Source organism: Desulfitobacterium metallireducens DSM 15288 (genome assembly GCF_000231405.2).
Taxonomy (GTDB): Bacteria; Bacillota; Desulfitobacteriia; order Desulfitobacteriales; family Desulfitobacteriaceae; genus Desulfitobacterium_A; species Desulfitobacterium_A metallireducens.
In genome coordinates this window covers 38,154-53,739 of the sequence record NZ_CP007032.1, presented here as the reverse complement: position 1 = coordinate 53,739, position 15,586 = coordinate 38,154, and the positions used below count along the sequence as shown (strand labels likewise).

14 protein-coding genes and 1 riboswitch are annotated in these 15,586 nt (G+C 42.1%); of the genes, 4 read left to right on the top strand and 10 right to left on the bottom strand.

Translation table 11 applies throughout. The features are described from left to right. Nucleotides 1-140: 140 nt before the first annotated feature. Complete coding sequence (cphA, locus tag DESME_RS00245; RefSeq protein WP_006717620.1) at nucleotides 141-2,795, bottom strand: cyanophycin synthetase; 2,655 nt, start codon at nucleotides 2,793-2,795, stop codon at nucleotides 141-143. Between the two features lie 86 nt (nucleotides 2,796-2,881). Next, complete coding sequence (locus DESME_RS00240) at nucleotides 2,882-3,688, bottom strand: cyanophycinase (protein ID WP_006717623.1); 807 nt, start codon at nucleotides 3,686-3,688, stop codon at nucleotides 2,882-2,884. A gap of 234 nt (nucleotides 3,689-3,922) precedes the next feature. Here DESME_RS00240 and DESME_RS00235 point away from each other — a divergent pair, with 234 nt between their 5' ends. Beyond that, complete coding sequence (locus DESME_RS00235) at nucleotides 3,923-4,261, top strand: L,D-transpeptidase (RefSeq protein ID WP_006717624.1); 339 nt, start codon at nucleotides 3,923-3,925, stop codon at nucleotides 4,259-4,261. 124 nt (nucleotides 4,262-4,385) lie between these two features. Here DESME_RS00235 and DESME_RS15285 read toward each other — a convergent pair whose 3' ends face one another. The 3 genes from DESME_RS15285 to yabG all read right to left on the bottom strand — a co-directional run bounded on the left by DESME_RS15285 (nucleotide 4,386) and on the right by yabG (nucleotide 6,544). Beyond that, nucleotides 4,386-5,369 (bottom strand): DUF4362 domain-containing protein, encoded by a 984-nt coding sequence (locus DESME_RS15285; RefSeq protein WP_006717626.1) that lies wholly within the window; start codon nucleotides 5,367-5,369, stop codon nucleotides 4,386-4,388. Between the two features lie 35 nt (nucleotides 5,370-5,404). Beyond that, nucleotides 5,405-5,560 carry a hypothetical protein gene (locus DESME_RS15800; protein ID WP_006717629.1) on the bottom strand — a complete coding sequence of 52 codons (156 nt, stop codon included), beginning with the start codon at nucleotides 5,558-5,560 and terminating at the stop codon, nucleotides 5,405-5,407. 144 nt (nucleotides 5,561-5,704) lie between these two features. Continuing rightward, nucleotides 5,705-6,544: a sporulation peptidase YabG gene (gene yabG, locus DESME_RS00225; RefSeq protein ID WP_006717630.1), complete on the bottom strand. Its 840-nt coding sequence runs from the start codon at nucleotides 6,542-6,544 to the stop codon at nucleotides 5,705-5,707. Between the two features lie 94 nt (nucleotides 6,545-6,638). On the opposite strand from yabG, the gene DESME_RS00220 reads away from it, so the two are divergent. Then, nucleotides 6,639-7,487, top strand: coding sequence for a glycosyltransferase family 2 protein (locus DESME_RS00220; protein ID WP_006717632.1), 849 nt, complete (start codon nucleotides 6,639-6,641; stop codon nucleotides 7,485-7,487). A gap of 17 nt (nucleotides 7,488-7,504) precedes the next feature. Next, nucleotides 7,505-8,194: a heparan-alpha-glucosaminide N-acetyltransferase gene (locus DESME_RS00215; RefSeq protein ID WP_006717634.1), complete on the top strand. Its 690-nt coding sequence runs from the start codon at nucleotides 7,505-7,507 to the stop codon at nucleotides 8,192-8,194. A gap of 9 nt (nucleotides 8,195-8,203) precedes the next feature. Here the strand turns inward: DESME_RS00215 and DESME_RS00210 are convergent, their stop codons facing one another. Beyond that, nucleotides 8,204-9,973, bottom strand: coding sequence for a methyl-accepting chemotaxis protein (locus DESME_RS00210; RefSeq protein ID WP_006717636.1), 1,770 nt, complete (start codon nucleotides 9,971-9,973; stop codon nucleotides 8,204-8,206). Nucleotides 9,974-10,058: 85 nt separating this feature from the next. Next, a riboswitch (cyclic di-GMP riboswitch) is annotated at nucleotides 10,059-10,147 on the bottom strand. Nucleotides 10,148-10,367: 220 nt separating this feature from the next. Here DESME_RS00210 and DESME_RS00205 point away from each other — a divergent pair. Further along, nucleotides 10,368-11,954 (top strand): methylenetetrahydrofolate reductase C-terminal domain-containing protein, encoded by a 1,587-nt coding sequence (locus DESME_RS00205; RefSeq protein WP_006717638.1) that lies wholly within the window; start codon nucleotides 10,368-10,370, stop codon nucleotides 11,952-11,954. A gap of 89 nt (nucleotides 11,955-12,043) precedes the next feature. On the opposite strand, the gene rsmA is transcribed toward DESME_RS00205, so the two are convergent. The 4 genes from rsmA to DESME_RS00185 form a co-directional block, all read right to left on the bottom strand. After that, nucleotides 12,044-12,883, bottom strand: a complete 840-nt coding sequence (gene rsmA / locus DESME_RS00200) for a 16S rRNA (adenine(1518)-N(6)/adenine(1519)-N(6))-dimethyltransferase RsmA (RefSeq protein WP_006717639.1) — start codon at nucleotides 12,881-12,883, stop codon at nucleotides 12,044-12,046. Then, nucleotides 12,867-13,436, bottom strand: coding sequence for a ribonuclease M5 (gene rnmV, locus DESME_RS00195; RefSeq protein ID WP_006717641.1), 570 nt, complete (start codon nucleotides 13,434-13,436; stop codon nucleotides 12,867-12,869). The genes rsmA and rnmV overlap by 17 nt, the downstream gene beginning before the upstream one ends. A 161-nt stretch (nucleotides 13,437-13,597) precedes the next feature. Then, nucleotides 13,598-14,752, bottom strand: coding sequence for a glycosyl hydrolase family 18 protein (locus DESME_RS00190; protein ID WP_006717643.1), 1,155 nt, complete (start codon nucleotides 14,750-14,752; stop codon nucleotides 13,598-13,600). A 139-nt stretch (nucleotides 14,753-14,891) separates the two neighbouring features. Next, nucleotides 14,892-15,569: an N-acetylmuramoyl-L-alanine amidase family protein gene (locus tag DESME_RS00185; RefSeq protein WP_427846190.1), complete on the bottom strand. Its 678-nt coding sequence runs from the start codon at nucleotides 15,567-15,569 to the stop codon at nucleotides 14,892-14,894. Between the last annotated feature and the right edge of the window lie 17 nt (nucleotides 15,570-15,586).

Sequence of the window (15,586 nt, the reverse complement as noted above, 5' to 3'; positions counted from 1 at the left end):
CAAGCTTAGCACCGCCAATAGCTTATTTACACTTGTCCGCACACTTAACCCCATTCATCGTAGGGCATACCAGAATTCAAAAAGAATCATAAAAAGAGGCCAAAATGACCCCTTCTCATGATTCTTTTTGAATTATTGCCTTAGCCTGCCTCGCCTGTTGCCACTTTTTGAGGTATCCCAAATCCAGTCATGTCTTGTTGATTCAGGCGAAGCCGAATTTCCTCTTCTATAGGCTTTAGATTCTCATAAAACATCACAAAAATCTCACCCGCACGGCAATGCTCAATACCATATTTGAAGGCTTCCCGTTCCGGTAAAACAACCGAGATTTGCTTAAGATCCATCCCCGCAGAGCGCGCTTCCTCAAGCATAATCTTCGCAATTTCTCCTGGTTTTCTTCCTCGTAAATCTTCATCCTCTCGGATAATTAAACGGTGAAATCCCTGAGCCGCTACACGAGCAACTTCCCGTATTGTTTCATCGGAACGATCTCCTGGCACGGTAACACACCCCACGACAGAACTCGCTTTAAATTTTTTTAAAGTATTGATCACTTCCTGAATTCCGGCGGCATTATGTCCATAATCGATGAAGACATTAACTCCGCCGATTTCATAAAGATTGAGACGTCCTCGGTTATATTCCGGATCAGAGGTGAATTCCCTCAAGGACAAATGAATATCCTCTGCCGTCAATCCTAACGCCCAACCTGCAGCAATTGCCCCTAAGGCATTCTGAAGATTATGAACAGCTCTCCCCTCCCAGGTAATGGGAAGTTGTTTGACCGTGCAAATTTTATAGCTTTGATCCCCTTGGCAAAGTAAAATTACGCCACGGCGAACAAAAACAGCCGTCCCACCACAGGCCAAATGTTTACGAACGGTTAGGTTATCCTTTTCTCTACTGAAAAAGATAACCCGCCCTTTCGTTTTACGCGCCATTTGAACAACCAACGGGTCATCCGCATTCAATACAACATGGCTATGCGGCTTCACCACCTCAGCAACAAGGCTCTTGACATGAGCAATATCTTCAAGCGTCTCTACACCATATTGACCCAAATGATCTTTTGCTGCATTAGTAATCACGGCTATATCCGCATAATCATAGGCTAAACCCGACCGTAAAATCCCGCCACGCGCTGTTTCCAAAACGGCAACCTGCACATCCGGATGGCGTAAGATCATGCGAGCACTTTCTGGGCCTGTTGTATCCCCGCTCATGAGAAGCTTACCCCCGATATAAACTCCATCTGTCGTCGTCATCCCTACATTAAGATGTCGATCGGCCAACATTTTCCCAATCATTCGGGTTGTTGTTGTTTTGCCATTTGTGCCTGTTATAGAAACAATAGGGATTCTCCCGTTACCCTTGGGTAAAACATGGTCAACAATTTTCCGACCCACATCGATAGGTATTCCGAGAGAGGGATGCTGATGCATGCGAATCCCAGGCGCAGCATTAATTTCAATAATTGCCCCCTTTTGTTCCCGATAAGAGATTCCAATATCCTCAATAACTAAATCAACACCTGCAATATCCAATCCAATTATCCGTGCAGCGTATATTGCTAATTCTGCATTTTCAGGATGGACAAGTGCAGTAACATCTTTAGCAATCCCACCCGTACTTAAATTGGCACTATCTCGAAGATAAACAAGCTCCCCTTCATCGGGTACAAACTCCAAAGTCAACTTCTTCTGGGCTAAAGACATAATCACTACAGGATCAATTTTAATCTTAGTGAGGAGTTTTTCATGATCTTCACCCCGCAAGGGATTCTCATTCACTTTCTGGACTAATTGTTCTATACTCGAAACTCCATCTCCAATCACGCTAGCTGGAATCCGCTCCGCTACAGCTACAAGTTGGTTTCCTATCACTAAGAGCCGATAATTTTGTCCCTCCACATATTCTTCCACCAAGACGCGATTGCTATAGGTTTGCGCAACCCTAAACGCTGCACGAACTTCACCCTCGGTCTCTAATTTAAGGCTAACCCCTTTTCCTTGATTTCCATTATAGGGCTTCACTACAGACGGCTTGCCCAACCAATGAAAAATCTCGACAGCTTCCTCCTCACTCTCTGTGCTATCCCCTCTTGGAGTAGGAACTCCCCCTTCATAAAGAAGCTGTTTGGTTAACTCCTTATCACAGGCAATATCAACTCCGATACAACTTGTCTGATCAGTCATTGCCGCTTGAATTCGTCTTTGATTACGACCATACCCCAGCTGAAGCAGACTTCCTTCATTTAACCGTTGTACGGGTATTCCTCTTTCATTTGCCGCTTCCAGGATTGACCGGGTTGAAGCGCCAAGCTCAAACTCTTCCTTAACTTGTCGTATTCGTTCTAGCGATATCTTAACATCAGGAAGCTCCCCTGCAAGGAGTTGTTCAACAACCTTAAACCCTTGTTTGAAACCCTCAATTCCCGCCTCTAAGGAATCATAATTAAAGATGATTTCATACTCTCCTGGGGATTCCAGAATAGACATTGTTTTACCATAAGGAATAGTTTGTCCTGTGAGGGTTAAAAGTTCAATAGTCACATGCTCCATAACATGGCCAATGAACGTTCCCTCCTGGAGCCGCTCGATAAAACCACCCGGTTTTCCCCGTGAGCAGTGGTGCTCATAAAGATTAGGAAGGATCTGGACTAAACGCGAGTTAAAATCCCCCAGTGTTTTGCTTTCTTTTTCTGCCCATTCCTGGAGATCCACAACGGTTCGGATGATTGGCCGATAACTATAGACATTAGCACCCTGAATCGCCTGGATACTTTTTATCTCCATTACGATATTTGTCCTCCTTTGACATGGGAAAAGTACACATCTATTAGTTTTACCTTTTTTATTCTTAATATTCTCTTTCCTAAACCTTAGGCGTGAAAATGGGCAACTCGGCGTTTAAGATCGAAGCCATATCCTTCGGATAAAACGTGCATCAGCACTGGAGTCAACACTAAGGCCTGCCCTGGAGAGATTTCCGAGACGTTACTCGCAATTGTCGGTGAAGCATCGACCACCGTTACCGTATTCTTGCCCACGACAAAAAAACGTCCATCGGAATGAACCAGGATTGAAGTATCCTCATCAATTCCTACGCCTAAAACATAGGGATTCTGGGAAACAGCCATCAATAATCGTCCAATTCTTCCCCTCTGCGCAAAATGTTGATCAATAACAACTGATCGTAAAAGCCCGAGCCCTGGAGCCATCGTTAAAGTATCTTTTTTGGGTGTACCTGCTTCCCCACCCACAATCATGGTATCCGACATGACAGAGGCTCCAGCGCTTGTCCCTGCAATGATTACCCCTCTTTCATAGAGCTGATGAAGGGCTTTCCCCAGCAGAGTTCCTCCAATCATCCCCGTAATCCGCAGCTGATCCCCTCCTGTAAAAAAAACACCTGACGATTTTTGCAATTCACGAACTATACTTTCGTGGTTGGCTCCCCCTCGGTCGGCAACATCGAGGACTTGAATCTCGCCACCCCCCAATTTTGTAAAGAGTTCCTGATACTCTTCACCAACCTGCTCCGGAAGCTCCGTCGCCGCTGTTAGGACCGTAATCACGCTTTCTCTCCCACCCGCTTCCTGTATAAAACGTTTGAGAATTTTACATTCCCCTTTTTTATCCTCAGCTCCACCAATAATTAAAAGTTTGCCATCAACATAGTCACTCATGAAAAGCCTCCCTCCATTATCCGATGACTAATCGCCACTAATACTCCCTCTACATAAGAGGGAGATAAGTGGCGCTAAGTCCCTGGATAAGTCAACTAAACTTCAGATGAAGTCAAAACTCCACCTGAAGTAAGTTTCCTTTATCTATTTTCCGCAAAAAGGTCCCTACATTATTCAAAATTAAACATTTTCAAATTCAGCGCCATATGCTGTAAAAGAAGGGAGGAAGGTTTAATGCCCCAACGTCAAATTGTCATTCACCGTTCCAGTCGTCAACTTGAACTTCATGAGGGAAATAAAGTGATCGCGCGTTACCCGATTGCTATTGGCAAATCTAACACGCCAACACCTACCGGGACTTACTCAGTTGCCAGTAAATATATAAATCCCGGTGGTGTATTTGGCAGCCGCTGGTTAGGACTCTCCATCCCTCATTACGGAATTCACGGAACAAGTAACCCCGCAAGCATTGGAACAAGTGCTTCAAAGGGATGCATTCGTATGCATAATAATCATGTCGAAGCCCTCTATCAACAAGTAGGGGTTGGTACACCAGTGATTATTAAGCCTTAACATGATGGATGTAGTTTTAGTGTATTAAAACCTTAAAGAGGCAGACCAGATAATTATTCTTCTGGTCTGCCTCTTTTGCATTACACCGATTAAATATCCCATGGGTCTGTAATTGTTTTATACATCATAAAGGGAAAACACTTTTATTTCCGTCTTTATCTAGTAAATAACAAAGGCCGCCTTCCTTATCTATTTTTAGATATTCCTTAGTTATTACGCCTTTGCTATTTCCTGCAAATTTGTCCTGTGTATTATCGAAAGTAAATTTAATAGTTGTTCCGTCATATTCTAAGGTCTGAATAATTGCGTCTCCTTCTTCAGTCGTTTGGGTTACTTGATATTTAGCGCTTAAGTCTTGGTGAACATAATCAACGAACTCATCAATACTGTCAACGGTAATTGCTTCTGCTTTGACTACTGGATTCTCTGTACCATCATAGGTATGTATTACATGAATCAATTTTTGCAGTTCTTCATCGGGTAATTTACTTTGTTCGTTCCCTATCAATACTTCCATCATGTCGTGATGATTATCGTACATTATTTGTGACGATTCTGCATTGTATTGGCCTTCTACTGAATTAAATATTTTTCTCACTATTTCGGTAAACTTTTTTTTGCTTTCATCAGTGCTTATTGTGGTCGATTTGTCATTCATGGAAACATCTATCCTATGTTTTTTCTTTAGATCAGCTCTATTAAAATCTTGGTTCGCATCTACCTCTTCCCATACATAAACAAATGTAGTTTCTATTGAAGGATATTCTTTTGATAGTAAACCATTTATATTTGCTTTAAAATCTTTACTAATCTCATCATTGTAACTTGAATCATACAAAGAATTAGTTCCTAAGCTATAAGCAATTTCAGTTATAAGGCTCCCATTACTATCTAAAATCGAGGCATGGTATGCTGAGTTCTTGAAGTTATAATTAACGTTGCCCATTCTATGTTCGACATGACTATACTTAACATTAGAATATTGTTTAATATAATGTTTTGCAATAAGGTTTCCGAAAGGTATGCCATAGAAGAGAGATGCTATTCCCATAAGAAAAGCTATTAAAAGTAAAATTGGGATACCCATTACAAAAACTTTATGCTTCAAAACAATGATTAACCTCCAATCATATTTCGTTTTTCTTATTTTACATTTTTTATATAAATATCTAGTGCTTTAATGCCCTTAGTTAAAAATCGGAAAAGTTGAATTAAACAAGCAAAACCCAGAATCAACAATAAAACGTTAAAAGTAGCAGCCAAACCAAATAGGCCAAAATTAACACTTATAGGATTCATTCTCTAACCCCCTATCTTTTAATTCTGACTATCTTTTATATATCTTCGGCCTATTGGGATAAATATCCTTCTGAGTCCTATAATTATACAAAGGGCGCCTCATCGGCGCCCTTCACTTTTTATACCTTAACTGTCCCCTTGGATTTAATAAGGACTTCTTGGATATCCCCGTCGCAACTGCCCCCTTGTCTCAATCCCACCGACTCCATCCGTCCCGGTTACTGTATGCGTTATAGCTTCTTTTAAAGAAACCATTCCATCGATTGGAGTATAGGCAATTCTCTCAACAATAAAAACCGGATCAAAAGCGTGAATCAGCACTCTTTGCGGAGAAGAGGCAAAATTTGCCCCAGATGATAAAATTGCATCATAGTTTGACTGGCAAGCTCCCGCAAAAATGACTAAAGCGTCCCTATTGGGTTGAAATCGACGAGCCTCAATAACGGACTGTACAAAATACCGTGAACTTCTATAACTATCAAGGCTCCGAAAGTCCTTTTTTCCATGAAGAAACCCATCATGTCCGGTTAAAACAAGAATATCTGTAGGATTCTCTTTGAGAATCTGGTAAATCACTTTAGGTTGCTCTTTTTCTGATTTACAAATCCCCTTAGCCTCCAACCCTAATTGATGGTAGGTCTTAAGGCACTGATTAAGATAGTCTTCATCGCCATCAAGGTGAAGGACGCGACCCGGTATTTCGAAATATTCATCAGTTTCATCCTTCTCTTGACTAGCCTTTCTCTGATTAACAACAACCTTGAGCTTTTGGTAAATTCCCTGAAAATCCTCCAGTTGATAATGGGCAACCTCAGACGGATTTTTCCCAACGAGATCATTTAGAGGAGCATCAGCTAAGAGCCTCGTATTAATGCCCTTAAGTAAGGCTGTTTTTTCTCCTCCGCTGGCTTGAATCTGAACAATCCGGAAATACAAGTCCTGTTTGTGCGAATGCCTAGCGACGATATCTCCTACATCAAACACACTTTTTCCCTCCTTCCGATCTCTGCTTTATTCTATGACGAATGAAGAGAAACGGCATATGATGTAATAAAATCATATGCTGGAGGCGAGAAACATGTATGATGTTGTCATTCCCGCCTACAACGAAGAAAAGAGTATCCTTGCCGTCCTGGCCACAGTCTTGAAACTTCCTCTCAGGTATATTATTCTTGTGCTGAACGGTTGTACCGATCGAACCCTAGAGCTTACCCGTTCCATTCCTGATTCACGCATTCACACCATCTATTTTGCTGAACCGCTCGGTATTGATATTCCTCGGGCTGTCGGCGCTCTCTATGCCCATAAACTGAACTCTGAGGGAGTGCTCTTTTTAGATGGAGATATGTCGGGAAATATCCTTGAAAATTTGGAACAACTCCTTTTCGCTTTAGATCAGGGAGTCGATATCGCCCTCACCAACTGTTATCCCTATATTACTCATCGCGCGAATCTCGCCCATCTTGTTTTACGATTTCGGGCTAACCTCAACAAAGAGCTCGGACTATTCCATACTTTAGGTCTAGCTACGCCCACCCATGGTCCCCATGCTTTATCTGCCAAAGCTTTGGATGCCATTCCCCCCGAGGGGATCGCAATTCCGCCTTTGTCATTAGTATGGGCTAGCAAACTTGGCTTAAAAACCCAAGTCGTAACTTCACTACGCCATCAAGACTTAAAATCTCCGCGTAAAGAGCGACAACATGCCCGCTTAATCGCCGAAACGATTATTGGGGATTGCATCATGGGATTTGCTTTAGCTCATGATAAGCCTCTCACACGTTCCTTGGGAAAACACCAATTACTAGGCTATCATCCCGAAAGACGGTTTGATATTCTCAAACTTTGGAATGAAACCTTAGCTATTTCTCATCCTTTTTGTGAACAGCATCTCATCATTCCCTATCAACGAAAAGATAAAGTGTAAGAAAGTAAGGTGTTAATTTGAAAAATACCGCCTCTCGAATTCCCGAAATCGATCTATTACGAGCCCTTGCCCTCATTCTTATGATTCTCTACCATTTTATTTATGACTTGGATTTCTTCACTTCTGCCCCAGTTCAGGTCGATTCTTGGTATTGGTTTGTAGAAGGAAAGATTTCGGCCGTCTTGTTTATCTTCCTAGCAGGAGTGAGTAGCGGTTTCAGTCACCATCCATTCCGCAATGCTGTCAAAATCTTATCCTGGGCTCTGATTATCACCTTACTTACCTATATCGCAATGCCCGAGTCCTATATCCGCTTTGGAATACTCCATTTTCTGGGGGTGATGGCTCTTCTTTATCCCTTTCTCCAAAAACGTTCAACGGCTTTTTTAAGCTTCTACTCACTCTTTGCCCTAATCTTGGGATTCGTTTTATCTAACACGTATATCTCAGGACCTTGGCTTCTCCCTTTAGGAGTATATTACCCTGGATTTTCAACGATCGATATTTATCCTTTCTTTCCTTATAGTGGAGTTTCAGCTTTAGGAATCCTTTTCTACCGGTTTAAGTATGTTTCTTCTGATTTACAGGCCTCTTATTCTTTACCGTCTATAATAGAAAAGATGAGCAAACATTCTTTGCTCATCTATCTTATCCATCAGCCTATTCTTTTGTCTATTTTATTCCTAGTGCAAAAGACTTTCTTTTAACTCCTATGCTTAGTTGATCTTGTACTTAGCTAAAGACTGGTCTAGTTCTTCAGCCATCTTCGCTAGGAGCTGACTTGAAGAGGCGATCTCCTCCATCGAAGCGGCTTGTTCTTCTGAAGAAGCAGATACATTCTGAGTTTGATCAGCAATAACCCGACTGATCTGATCCAAATCGCGTACAGAAGAAGCAATTCGTTCATTTCCTTGGGTCATTTGCTCCATTTCCTCTGAAATCCCTTTGACCTGAGCCACAACTTTTTCGATTTGTTGTGCAATTTCTTCAAAGGCTTCTCCGGCTTGGGCTACGACCTTGGATCCCGTTTCTACGACAGAAGTCCCATTATTCATGGCACTAACGGCTTTCTCTGTATCTTGTTGCATACTGGCAATTAAATGCGCAATTTCCTTCGCTGCTTCTTGTGATTGTTCAGCTAATTTGCGAACTTCATCTGCAACTACAGCAAACCCTCTTCCTTGTTCGCCAGCCCGAGCTGCTTCAATCGCGGCATTCAGCGCAAGTAAGTTTGTTTGATCAGCAATGGCCGAGATGGTATCCACAATCTTGCCAATATCCTGAGATCTCTCGCCCAATTGAAGTGTGATTTCAGCAGAACGGTTCACCACAGACTGGATTTGTTTCATTTGTTCTATCGTTGTCGTAATCGCAGTACGACCTTCATCTGCTGATTGTGCTGTCCTTTCTGCAAAACTAACAACATTTCCTGTATTTGCTTGAATTTGTTCCGCACCCGCAGCGAGCTGCTCAGCTACAGCTGCTACTTCATCGACCGTCGTCTTTTGTTTTTCCGCGCCTTGAGCCATTTCTGTTACTGAAACGGCAACTTCACTGGAAGCTTGAGCAGATTGCTCGGCTCCAGCGGTTAACTCTTGAGAAGTAGCTGCAACTTGTGAGGAGGCTTGGGAAACTCTCTGAACAAGCTCACGCAAACTATCTGACATTTTATTGAAAGAATCCGCTAAATCGCCCAACTCATCTTTTGAAGACACATTCAGCTTTTCTCGAGTGAAATCCCCATTGGCAACAGCTTTACTCTCCTCTGCTACCTCGATAATGGGTCGGGATATTTTACGACTAAAATAAAGTGCAAAAGCAATAACTGCAACTAACGCGACCAGAATAATTCCTACGTTAATCCCTACCTGTTTACGCATATCTGCCTGGTATGTAGCTTGTTTCTCGCTCACACTTTTCTCAATATTATCGACCCAGTCCCCGGTACCGATAACCCAATTATAGGGTTTAAAAAGGAGCGTGTATCCTCTTTTCGGTAGCGGTTGTGTTTCATTGGGTTTAGCAAATTGATAATCGCTGTAACCCCCACCTTCTTGCTGCCCATTCTTAATAAATTCTTTTACATATTCAACCCCGTTGGGATCTTTAGATGCAAGACGGCTTTTCCCTTCTGTATCTCTTCCTAAAAGAACAACATTTATGCCTTCTGTCGTATCGATCCAAAAATAGTTGCTCCCATTAAAACGCAAGTCACGAACGAGATTAGCCGCTTTCACTTTAGCCTGCTCCTCTGTCAGTAACCCCTTTTGCTGTTCATTATAAACATTTTGTACTAAACTCGTAGCTGTTTCAACTTGTGCCTTCATCATAGCATCATATTCCTGAAATAAAGTTTCTCGATAATCCTGAATTTCATTATCCACGAGTTGAACTTGACTATAGACACTGTACCCTCCAACAAAGGCAGCCATAATCATGGCTATGAGCAAAAACGAAGCGATAAACTTAGACTTAATTTTTTTCAATTTATTCGTCCCCTTTAACTTTTTTAAAAAAATAAATCCCTGTATGGCGTTGCCAAAACAAGGATCAATTCGTCGTATCCTTTAACATGGCAACCCGACTATCTTTACCTCTGCCGAGGCTTTAGACTCGTAGCTTTGCGTCCTCGGCTTTCACTGAGTTTGCCTTTACAAATGTTTTGAAATAATCTCATAATTATCTTAATTTTCGACTTTCTCTTTTATTATCACCTTATTGGTTAAGAATTTCAACAATTATTTCTAATAATTGCAAAATAAAACTTTGGGAGTTCTATTGAAAGAATTGTCCAAATTGTACTACAATTAAAGAAAGTATATAAACAGGTCATCAAAGGTTTTACTTCGACCAAGGGAAGGGTAGGAAAGGGGAAAAAGGATGGAAAACCGATTTAAGGAGTCTCTGCTCGATAAGAAAACGATGTCTGTAACCTGGGAATTAGTTCCCGGTAGAGGCGCTCGAGAGAAAGCCCAAGAAAGTGCCCTCCTCGCTGCTGAACAAGCAGCCAAAGGAGGAAAGGTCCATGCCTTAACTATCACTGATAATCCCGGCGGAAATCCAGCGATGCTTGCAGACTATTTAGGTGAAGAGATCTTAAAACTAGGGATTGAACCTCTCGTCCACTTTACATGTAAAGACAAAAACCGTAACCAAATGGAAAGTCAACTTTATGCACTTGATCGTGCTGGAGTCCGTAATCTTTTAGTCATGACCGGAGACTACACCGAGTCAGGTTTCCAAGGGCGACCTAAGCCTGTTTTCGATCTTGATCCAACTCATGGTGTTGAATTGATCGGTGAAATGAACCATGGCTTGGAGTATCCCGGAATGAAAGGAATCATCCGTCACCAACCGAGTGATTTCTTTGCCGGAGCCGCTGTCTCTCCCTTCAAAGCAACTGAAGCGGAGCAGATGGTTCAATATTTTAAAATGAAAAAGAAAATAGCCAGCGGAGCTGAATTTATAGTGACTCAGCTTGGATATGATGCCCGTAAATTTCATGAAGTCCTTCAGTTTATAAAATTAAATGATTTAAATATTCCTATCATCGGTAATATTTACATTCTTCCTTATGGAGCCGCTCGGATCATGAACCAGAATAAACTTCCGGGCTGTGTTGTCACTGATAAACTCTTAGCTGAACTAGATCAAGAAAAAAAAGCTGAAGATAAAGGGTTAAGCGCCCGCCTACTCAGAGCGGCCAAAATGTATGCGATCATGAAGGGGATGGGCTTTGCTGGAGTACACATCGGCGGAAATAACGTTAAATACGAACAAGTTGAGTACATTATTAATAAGGGTGAAGAACTCAGTTCAAAATGGATGGATCTTATTCGTGAATTTGATTATCCTATCCCGGGTGGATTTTATTATTATGAAAAAGATGAGAAGACAGGACTCAATACAACAATCCCTGTTGATCGAAAGAATCTCCCGCTTAATGCTCCTGTCGGAGCAAGCTTCCGTGCCTTGCGTCTAATGCACAGCCTTATCTTTACTCCCAATCAAGCCTTTTTCCCAATTATGAGAAGTATTTATAAAGCACGAAAGAACCCCCGTAAACATAGTCTAGAACATGTCATTAAAGTGATCTCGAATGACTGTAAGGATTGTGGCGATTGTGCTTTACTGGATATGGCCTATCTTTGCCCCATGTCCCAATGCCCTAAAAATCAACGTAACGGGGCCTGTGGCGGAAGCTTTCAAGGCTGGTGTGAAGTCTATCCTAACGAAAAACAATGTGTCTATGTCAGAGCTTATTCACGCTTAAAGAAAGTTGGCGAAGAGCATCAACTGGATTCCTATCATATTCCACCTGCCAACTGGGATCTTTACCAAACCTCTTCTTGGTCAAACTTCTATTTAGGACGCGATCACTCTGCCGCGATCCTTGGAATTCCTACTCCTGAAGAAGAGGTCGCTAAGTCGCAACCACAGGCTGAGAAAAAGGATGTTGCCAAATAGTTTGGATTTTTAAAAAGCGCCTGTTCGTTCAATCTGACGAACAGGCGCCTTTTTTCTCGTTTAAAAGATAACCCAGTAAAACTAAAACCTTACTTAAGGGCTTTTTCTAAATAGACTTGAGTCACTGTTTGAAACTCTTCAATGCTGAGGGTCTCTGCTCTTCTTTGTTCATCAATCCCTGCCTGCATCAGAATCTCACTGACCCTCTTTTTATCGATTCCTAACCCTGAGGAAAGTGAATTCCCCAAGGTTTTTCTACGTTGGCTAAAACCTGCTTTTACCACCCGAAAAAAATCCTGGGAATTGACCTGTAGGCCTGGATAAGGGCGCAGATTCAAACGAACAACAGTCGAGTGAACTTTTGGCGCAGGCCAAAAAGCCTGGGGTAAAACGTTACAGATTCTTTCAGGCTCTGCTGCGACTTGCACAGCAATGGACAGCACTCCGTACGCTTTCGTTCCTGGTTTAGCGACTATGCGATCGGCAACTTCCTTTTGGACCATAACTGTCATCCCGATCAGAGACTCCTTTTGCTCTAAAAAATGCATAAGGAGCGGACTGGTAATATAATAGGGCAAATTGCCAACCAAGAAGCCCTTCTGTTCGCCCCAGATATCGCGAAGATTGAGCTTTAAGGCATCCATAACCAGAATCTCTAGGGAGGGTCCCTCAAGTTCATGTCGAAGTATCTCTACCTTACTTTTATCGAGCTCAACCGCCCAAAGTTTATTCACGTCTTGAGCAAGAATTCGTGTTAATACGCCAAGACCTGGACCTATCTCTATCATTGGGATATCTGGATCAAGAACACTTGCCCCTATAATCTCAGAAATCACCTGATCATCCATCAAGAAATTCTGTCCTAATGATTTATGAGCCCGGGCACCTTTTCTAAGTAAACGCCGTGTATAGTCAGCTGCGTTTTCCATCCTTACCTCCTACTCCGAGTTGTGCTCCTTCAAAATCTTCACGTGAAACTTGAAAACGATTTAACCGGTGTAAAAACTGCTTTGCATTAGCATCCCCTAATCCTAAAATCCGGCCAACCCTTCTCCGCTTCTCCGCCGAATTGGGAAGCCCGACGAGTCCTGTTCGAACCAAGTCATCCATATTAAAAATCGGGGCTCTCTTTACCTCAGTACGTTCTACCTGAATAAATTGAAAAGCTCGTCGAATGTCTTCAGGTGAAGCGTTTTCTACCCCTATATCCTTATCATCTTTGGAACGAGCATCTTTTTTGGACAGATAAATGTGTTTAGCCTCAGGAACCGTACGTCTTATGCGTTCTCGAATTTGTTCCCCCACCGAATCTGGATCTGTCAAAACGATGACGCCACGGCGTGTTGCCATCTCGCTGATATATTGAAGCTTTTCATGCGTTAAGCCATATCCTTCTGTCCAGAGAATATCGACTTCTCCTAAAGCGCGGCGAACGGCTTGAGCATCATTTTTGCCTTCGACGACAATCAATTCTTCAATCATCAGGTAACCTCTTCCTCTTCTTATGTTGCTTAATTATCTTATCTTATCTTCCTCCTTTTCTCAAATTAATATAGAGCGGGGTGCTTTCCCCGCTCTATATTGCCATCTAAAATTCTGATTCCTGATTTATACACCCGATTCCTTACGTTGAACTCAGGTGGTTACTGTTTATTTTTATTTGTTCCGTAAGTCTTAATCAAACTATTCCAAATAGCGGGATCTTCCATTCCAATCCGCCAGACAGCTACTCCATGTAATTTATGTTCTTTGGCATACTCCATCTTAGGTTGCAAACTCTTGGCATTTTCCAAATAAACCTCATGCCGAACACCATTGGCCGTATAATGATAGTGGGGTACTTTGTTCTCCTCATCGAATAGGACTTCAATGCCATGTTTTTTGGCACGCTCAACCGATTGAGCATAGGATAAATAATCAGGTACGGTAGGTTTATTCGACCCCCAGTCAAAGGAGTAAACCGGAAGCCCCATTACAATCTTTTCCTTGGGAATCTTTCCTACAGCATAACTAATCACCTTATTTACCCATGCGTGGGAAGCAATCGGCCCTTGGGTTGTTCCTAAACCATGTTCATCATAGGTCATCAGTACAACTTGGTCTGAGGCTTTCCCAATTGCAGCATAATCATACGCTCCTGACCATAAATCTGAAGGATAATCAATGTACTTCGCCGGAATCGATACGTTAAGGACTTTATCCTTAGCCTTTAGTGCCTTATGCAATTCGTCAAGAAACGCAGAGTAATTATTGCGATCTCCTGGCGGCGTTTTTTCGATATCTACCGCAATCCCATCCCATTTCTCGTTAATCGTTAGATTAACCAGATTATTGACAAAGGTAGATCTTGTCGAAGAATTAGCTAAAACTTTATGAGCAAGATTGGCATCAAATCCTCCGCCTCTCATGTTATGGATTAAGGCATAGGCTTTGGCCCCATTTTTCTGAGCTGCCTCTTTTATGCTCAGATCTTTCTTGCCAGAAGTCACAACTTTCCCATTTTCATCGAAGGTGTACCAGAAGAAGGAGACTTCATCTAGCATTTTAATGTTCTTCATCATAGATTCCTTTGAACCGGGTGTAGGTCCCTCTGGATCTGTATAGAAACCCATAACGACCCGCTTTTCAGCACCAAGAACATCTTGACGGGTATCTGCTTCCGCCGTAGGAGGTTGGCCATTCTCCGTCATCTGCTGAGGTTGTGTTGGCGGAGAAGGCTGTTGCGCCGGATTACATCCGGTTAAGTTAAGTCCTAAAACTAAGACAGCTATTAAAGAAAAAGTCAGAAACCGCTTCATTCAGAGATCAACTCCTTCATCTTGATTCGGTGACTGACTTTATTTTCCCCTCTTCGATTCAGCTTATGTATCCGAATTCATCCATAATAAACCATATACTTTTCAGCATTCAATTCATTCAACTTTTCTCATTCAAATTTTAGGGGAGATCAAAATATTGAGCAATTCCTTTAGCTACCGATCGTGCTAACTGATCCTGATACCACGTTTGCTGTAACCTAACTCGTTCTTGAGGGTTGGATATATATCCTAGTTCTACAATTACTGCAGGCATTGGCGTATTCTTAATAACATAAAAGTCTCCTGGCTTAGCGATACGCCGATTCATACCCGGAACTTTAATCAATTCTTCTTGAATACTCTCCGCTAATCTTTTGCCTTCTTCAGATTGATTTTGATAAAATGTCTCAGCCCCCGAATTTTTACCCGTTACAGTAGAATTAAGGTGCAGACTGATGAAGGCTTCCGCATTTGCTTGCTTTGCTAAATCAATTCGATAATTCAAATCCGCTTGTTTCTTCGTCTGTCGCCCCCGTGTTCCCTCAGGAACATAGTCTATATCTTCTTCTCGTGTCAAAAAGACTTGTATGCCGCTTGGTTTAAGAAGTTCACCCACTCGTTTGGCCATTTGTAAATTGATTTCTTTTTCATAAAGCCCTTGAGAGGTTATTGCTCCTGGATCATACCCCCCATGCCCGGCATCAATGACTACGATATGTTGTGTATTATTTAAATGACTTATTACTACAGTGGAACCCTGCCAGAGCACAGAAAATACGAGACTCGCCATCAGCAACACGATGATAATGGCTGCCATTCCCTTTGTATTTCTAA

Excerpts from the sequence above, each read along its gene's own strand:
- rsmA (WP_006717639.1), bottom strand. The coding sequence starts at position 12,883 with ATGGAAAACGCAGCTGACTATACACGGCGTTTACTTAGAAAAGGTGCC.
- DESME_RS00185 (WP_427846190.1), bottom strand. The coding sequence starts at position 15,569 with ATGGCAGCCATTATCATCGTGTTGCTGATGGCGAGTCTCGTATTTTCT.
- DESME_RS00220 (WP_006717632.1), top strand. The coding sequence starts at position 6,639 with ATGTATGATGTTGTCATTCCCGCCTACAACGAAGAAAAGAGTATCCTT.
- DESME_RS00235 (WP_006717624.1), top strand. The coding sequence starts at position 3,923 with ATGCCCCAACGTCAAATTGTCATTCACCGTTCCAGTCGTCAACTTGAA.
- DESME_RS00240 (WP_006717623.1), bottom strand. The coding sequence starts at position 3,688 with ATGAGTGACTATGTTGATGGCAAACTTTTAATTATTGGTGGAGCTGAG.
- cphA (WP_006717620.1), bottom strand. The coding sequence starts at position 2,795 with ATGGAGATAAAAAGTATCCAGGCGATTCAGGGTGCTAATGTCTATAGT.
- DESME_RS00190 (WP_006717643.1), bottom strand. The coding sequence starts at position 14,752 with ATGAAGCGGTTTCTGACTTTTTCTTTAATAGCTGTCTTAGTTTTAGGA.
- rnmV (WP_006717641.1), bottom strand. The coding sequence starts at position 13,436 with ATGATTGAAGAATTGATTGTCGTCGAAGGCAAAAATGATGCTCAAGCC.
- DESME_RS15800 (WP_006717629.1), bottom strand. The coding sequence starts at position 5,560 with ATGAATCCTATAAGTGTTAATTTTGGCCTATTTGGTTTGGCTGCTACT.
- DESME_RS00205 (WP_006717638.1), top strand. The coding sequence starts at position 10,368 with ATGGAAAACCGATTTAAGGAGTCTCTGCTCGATAAGAAAACGATGTCT.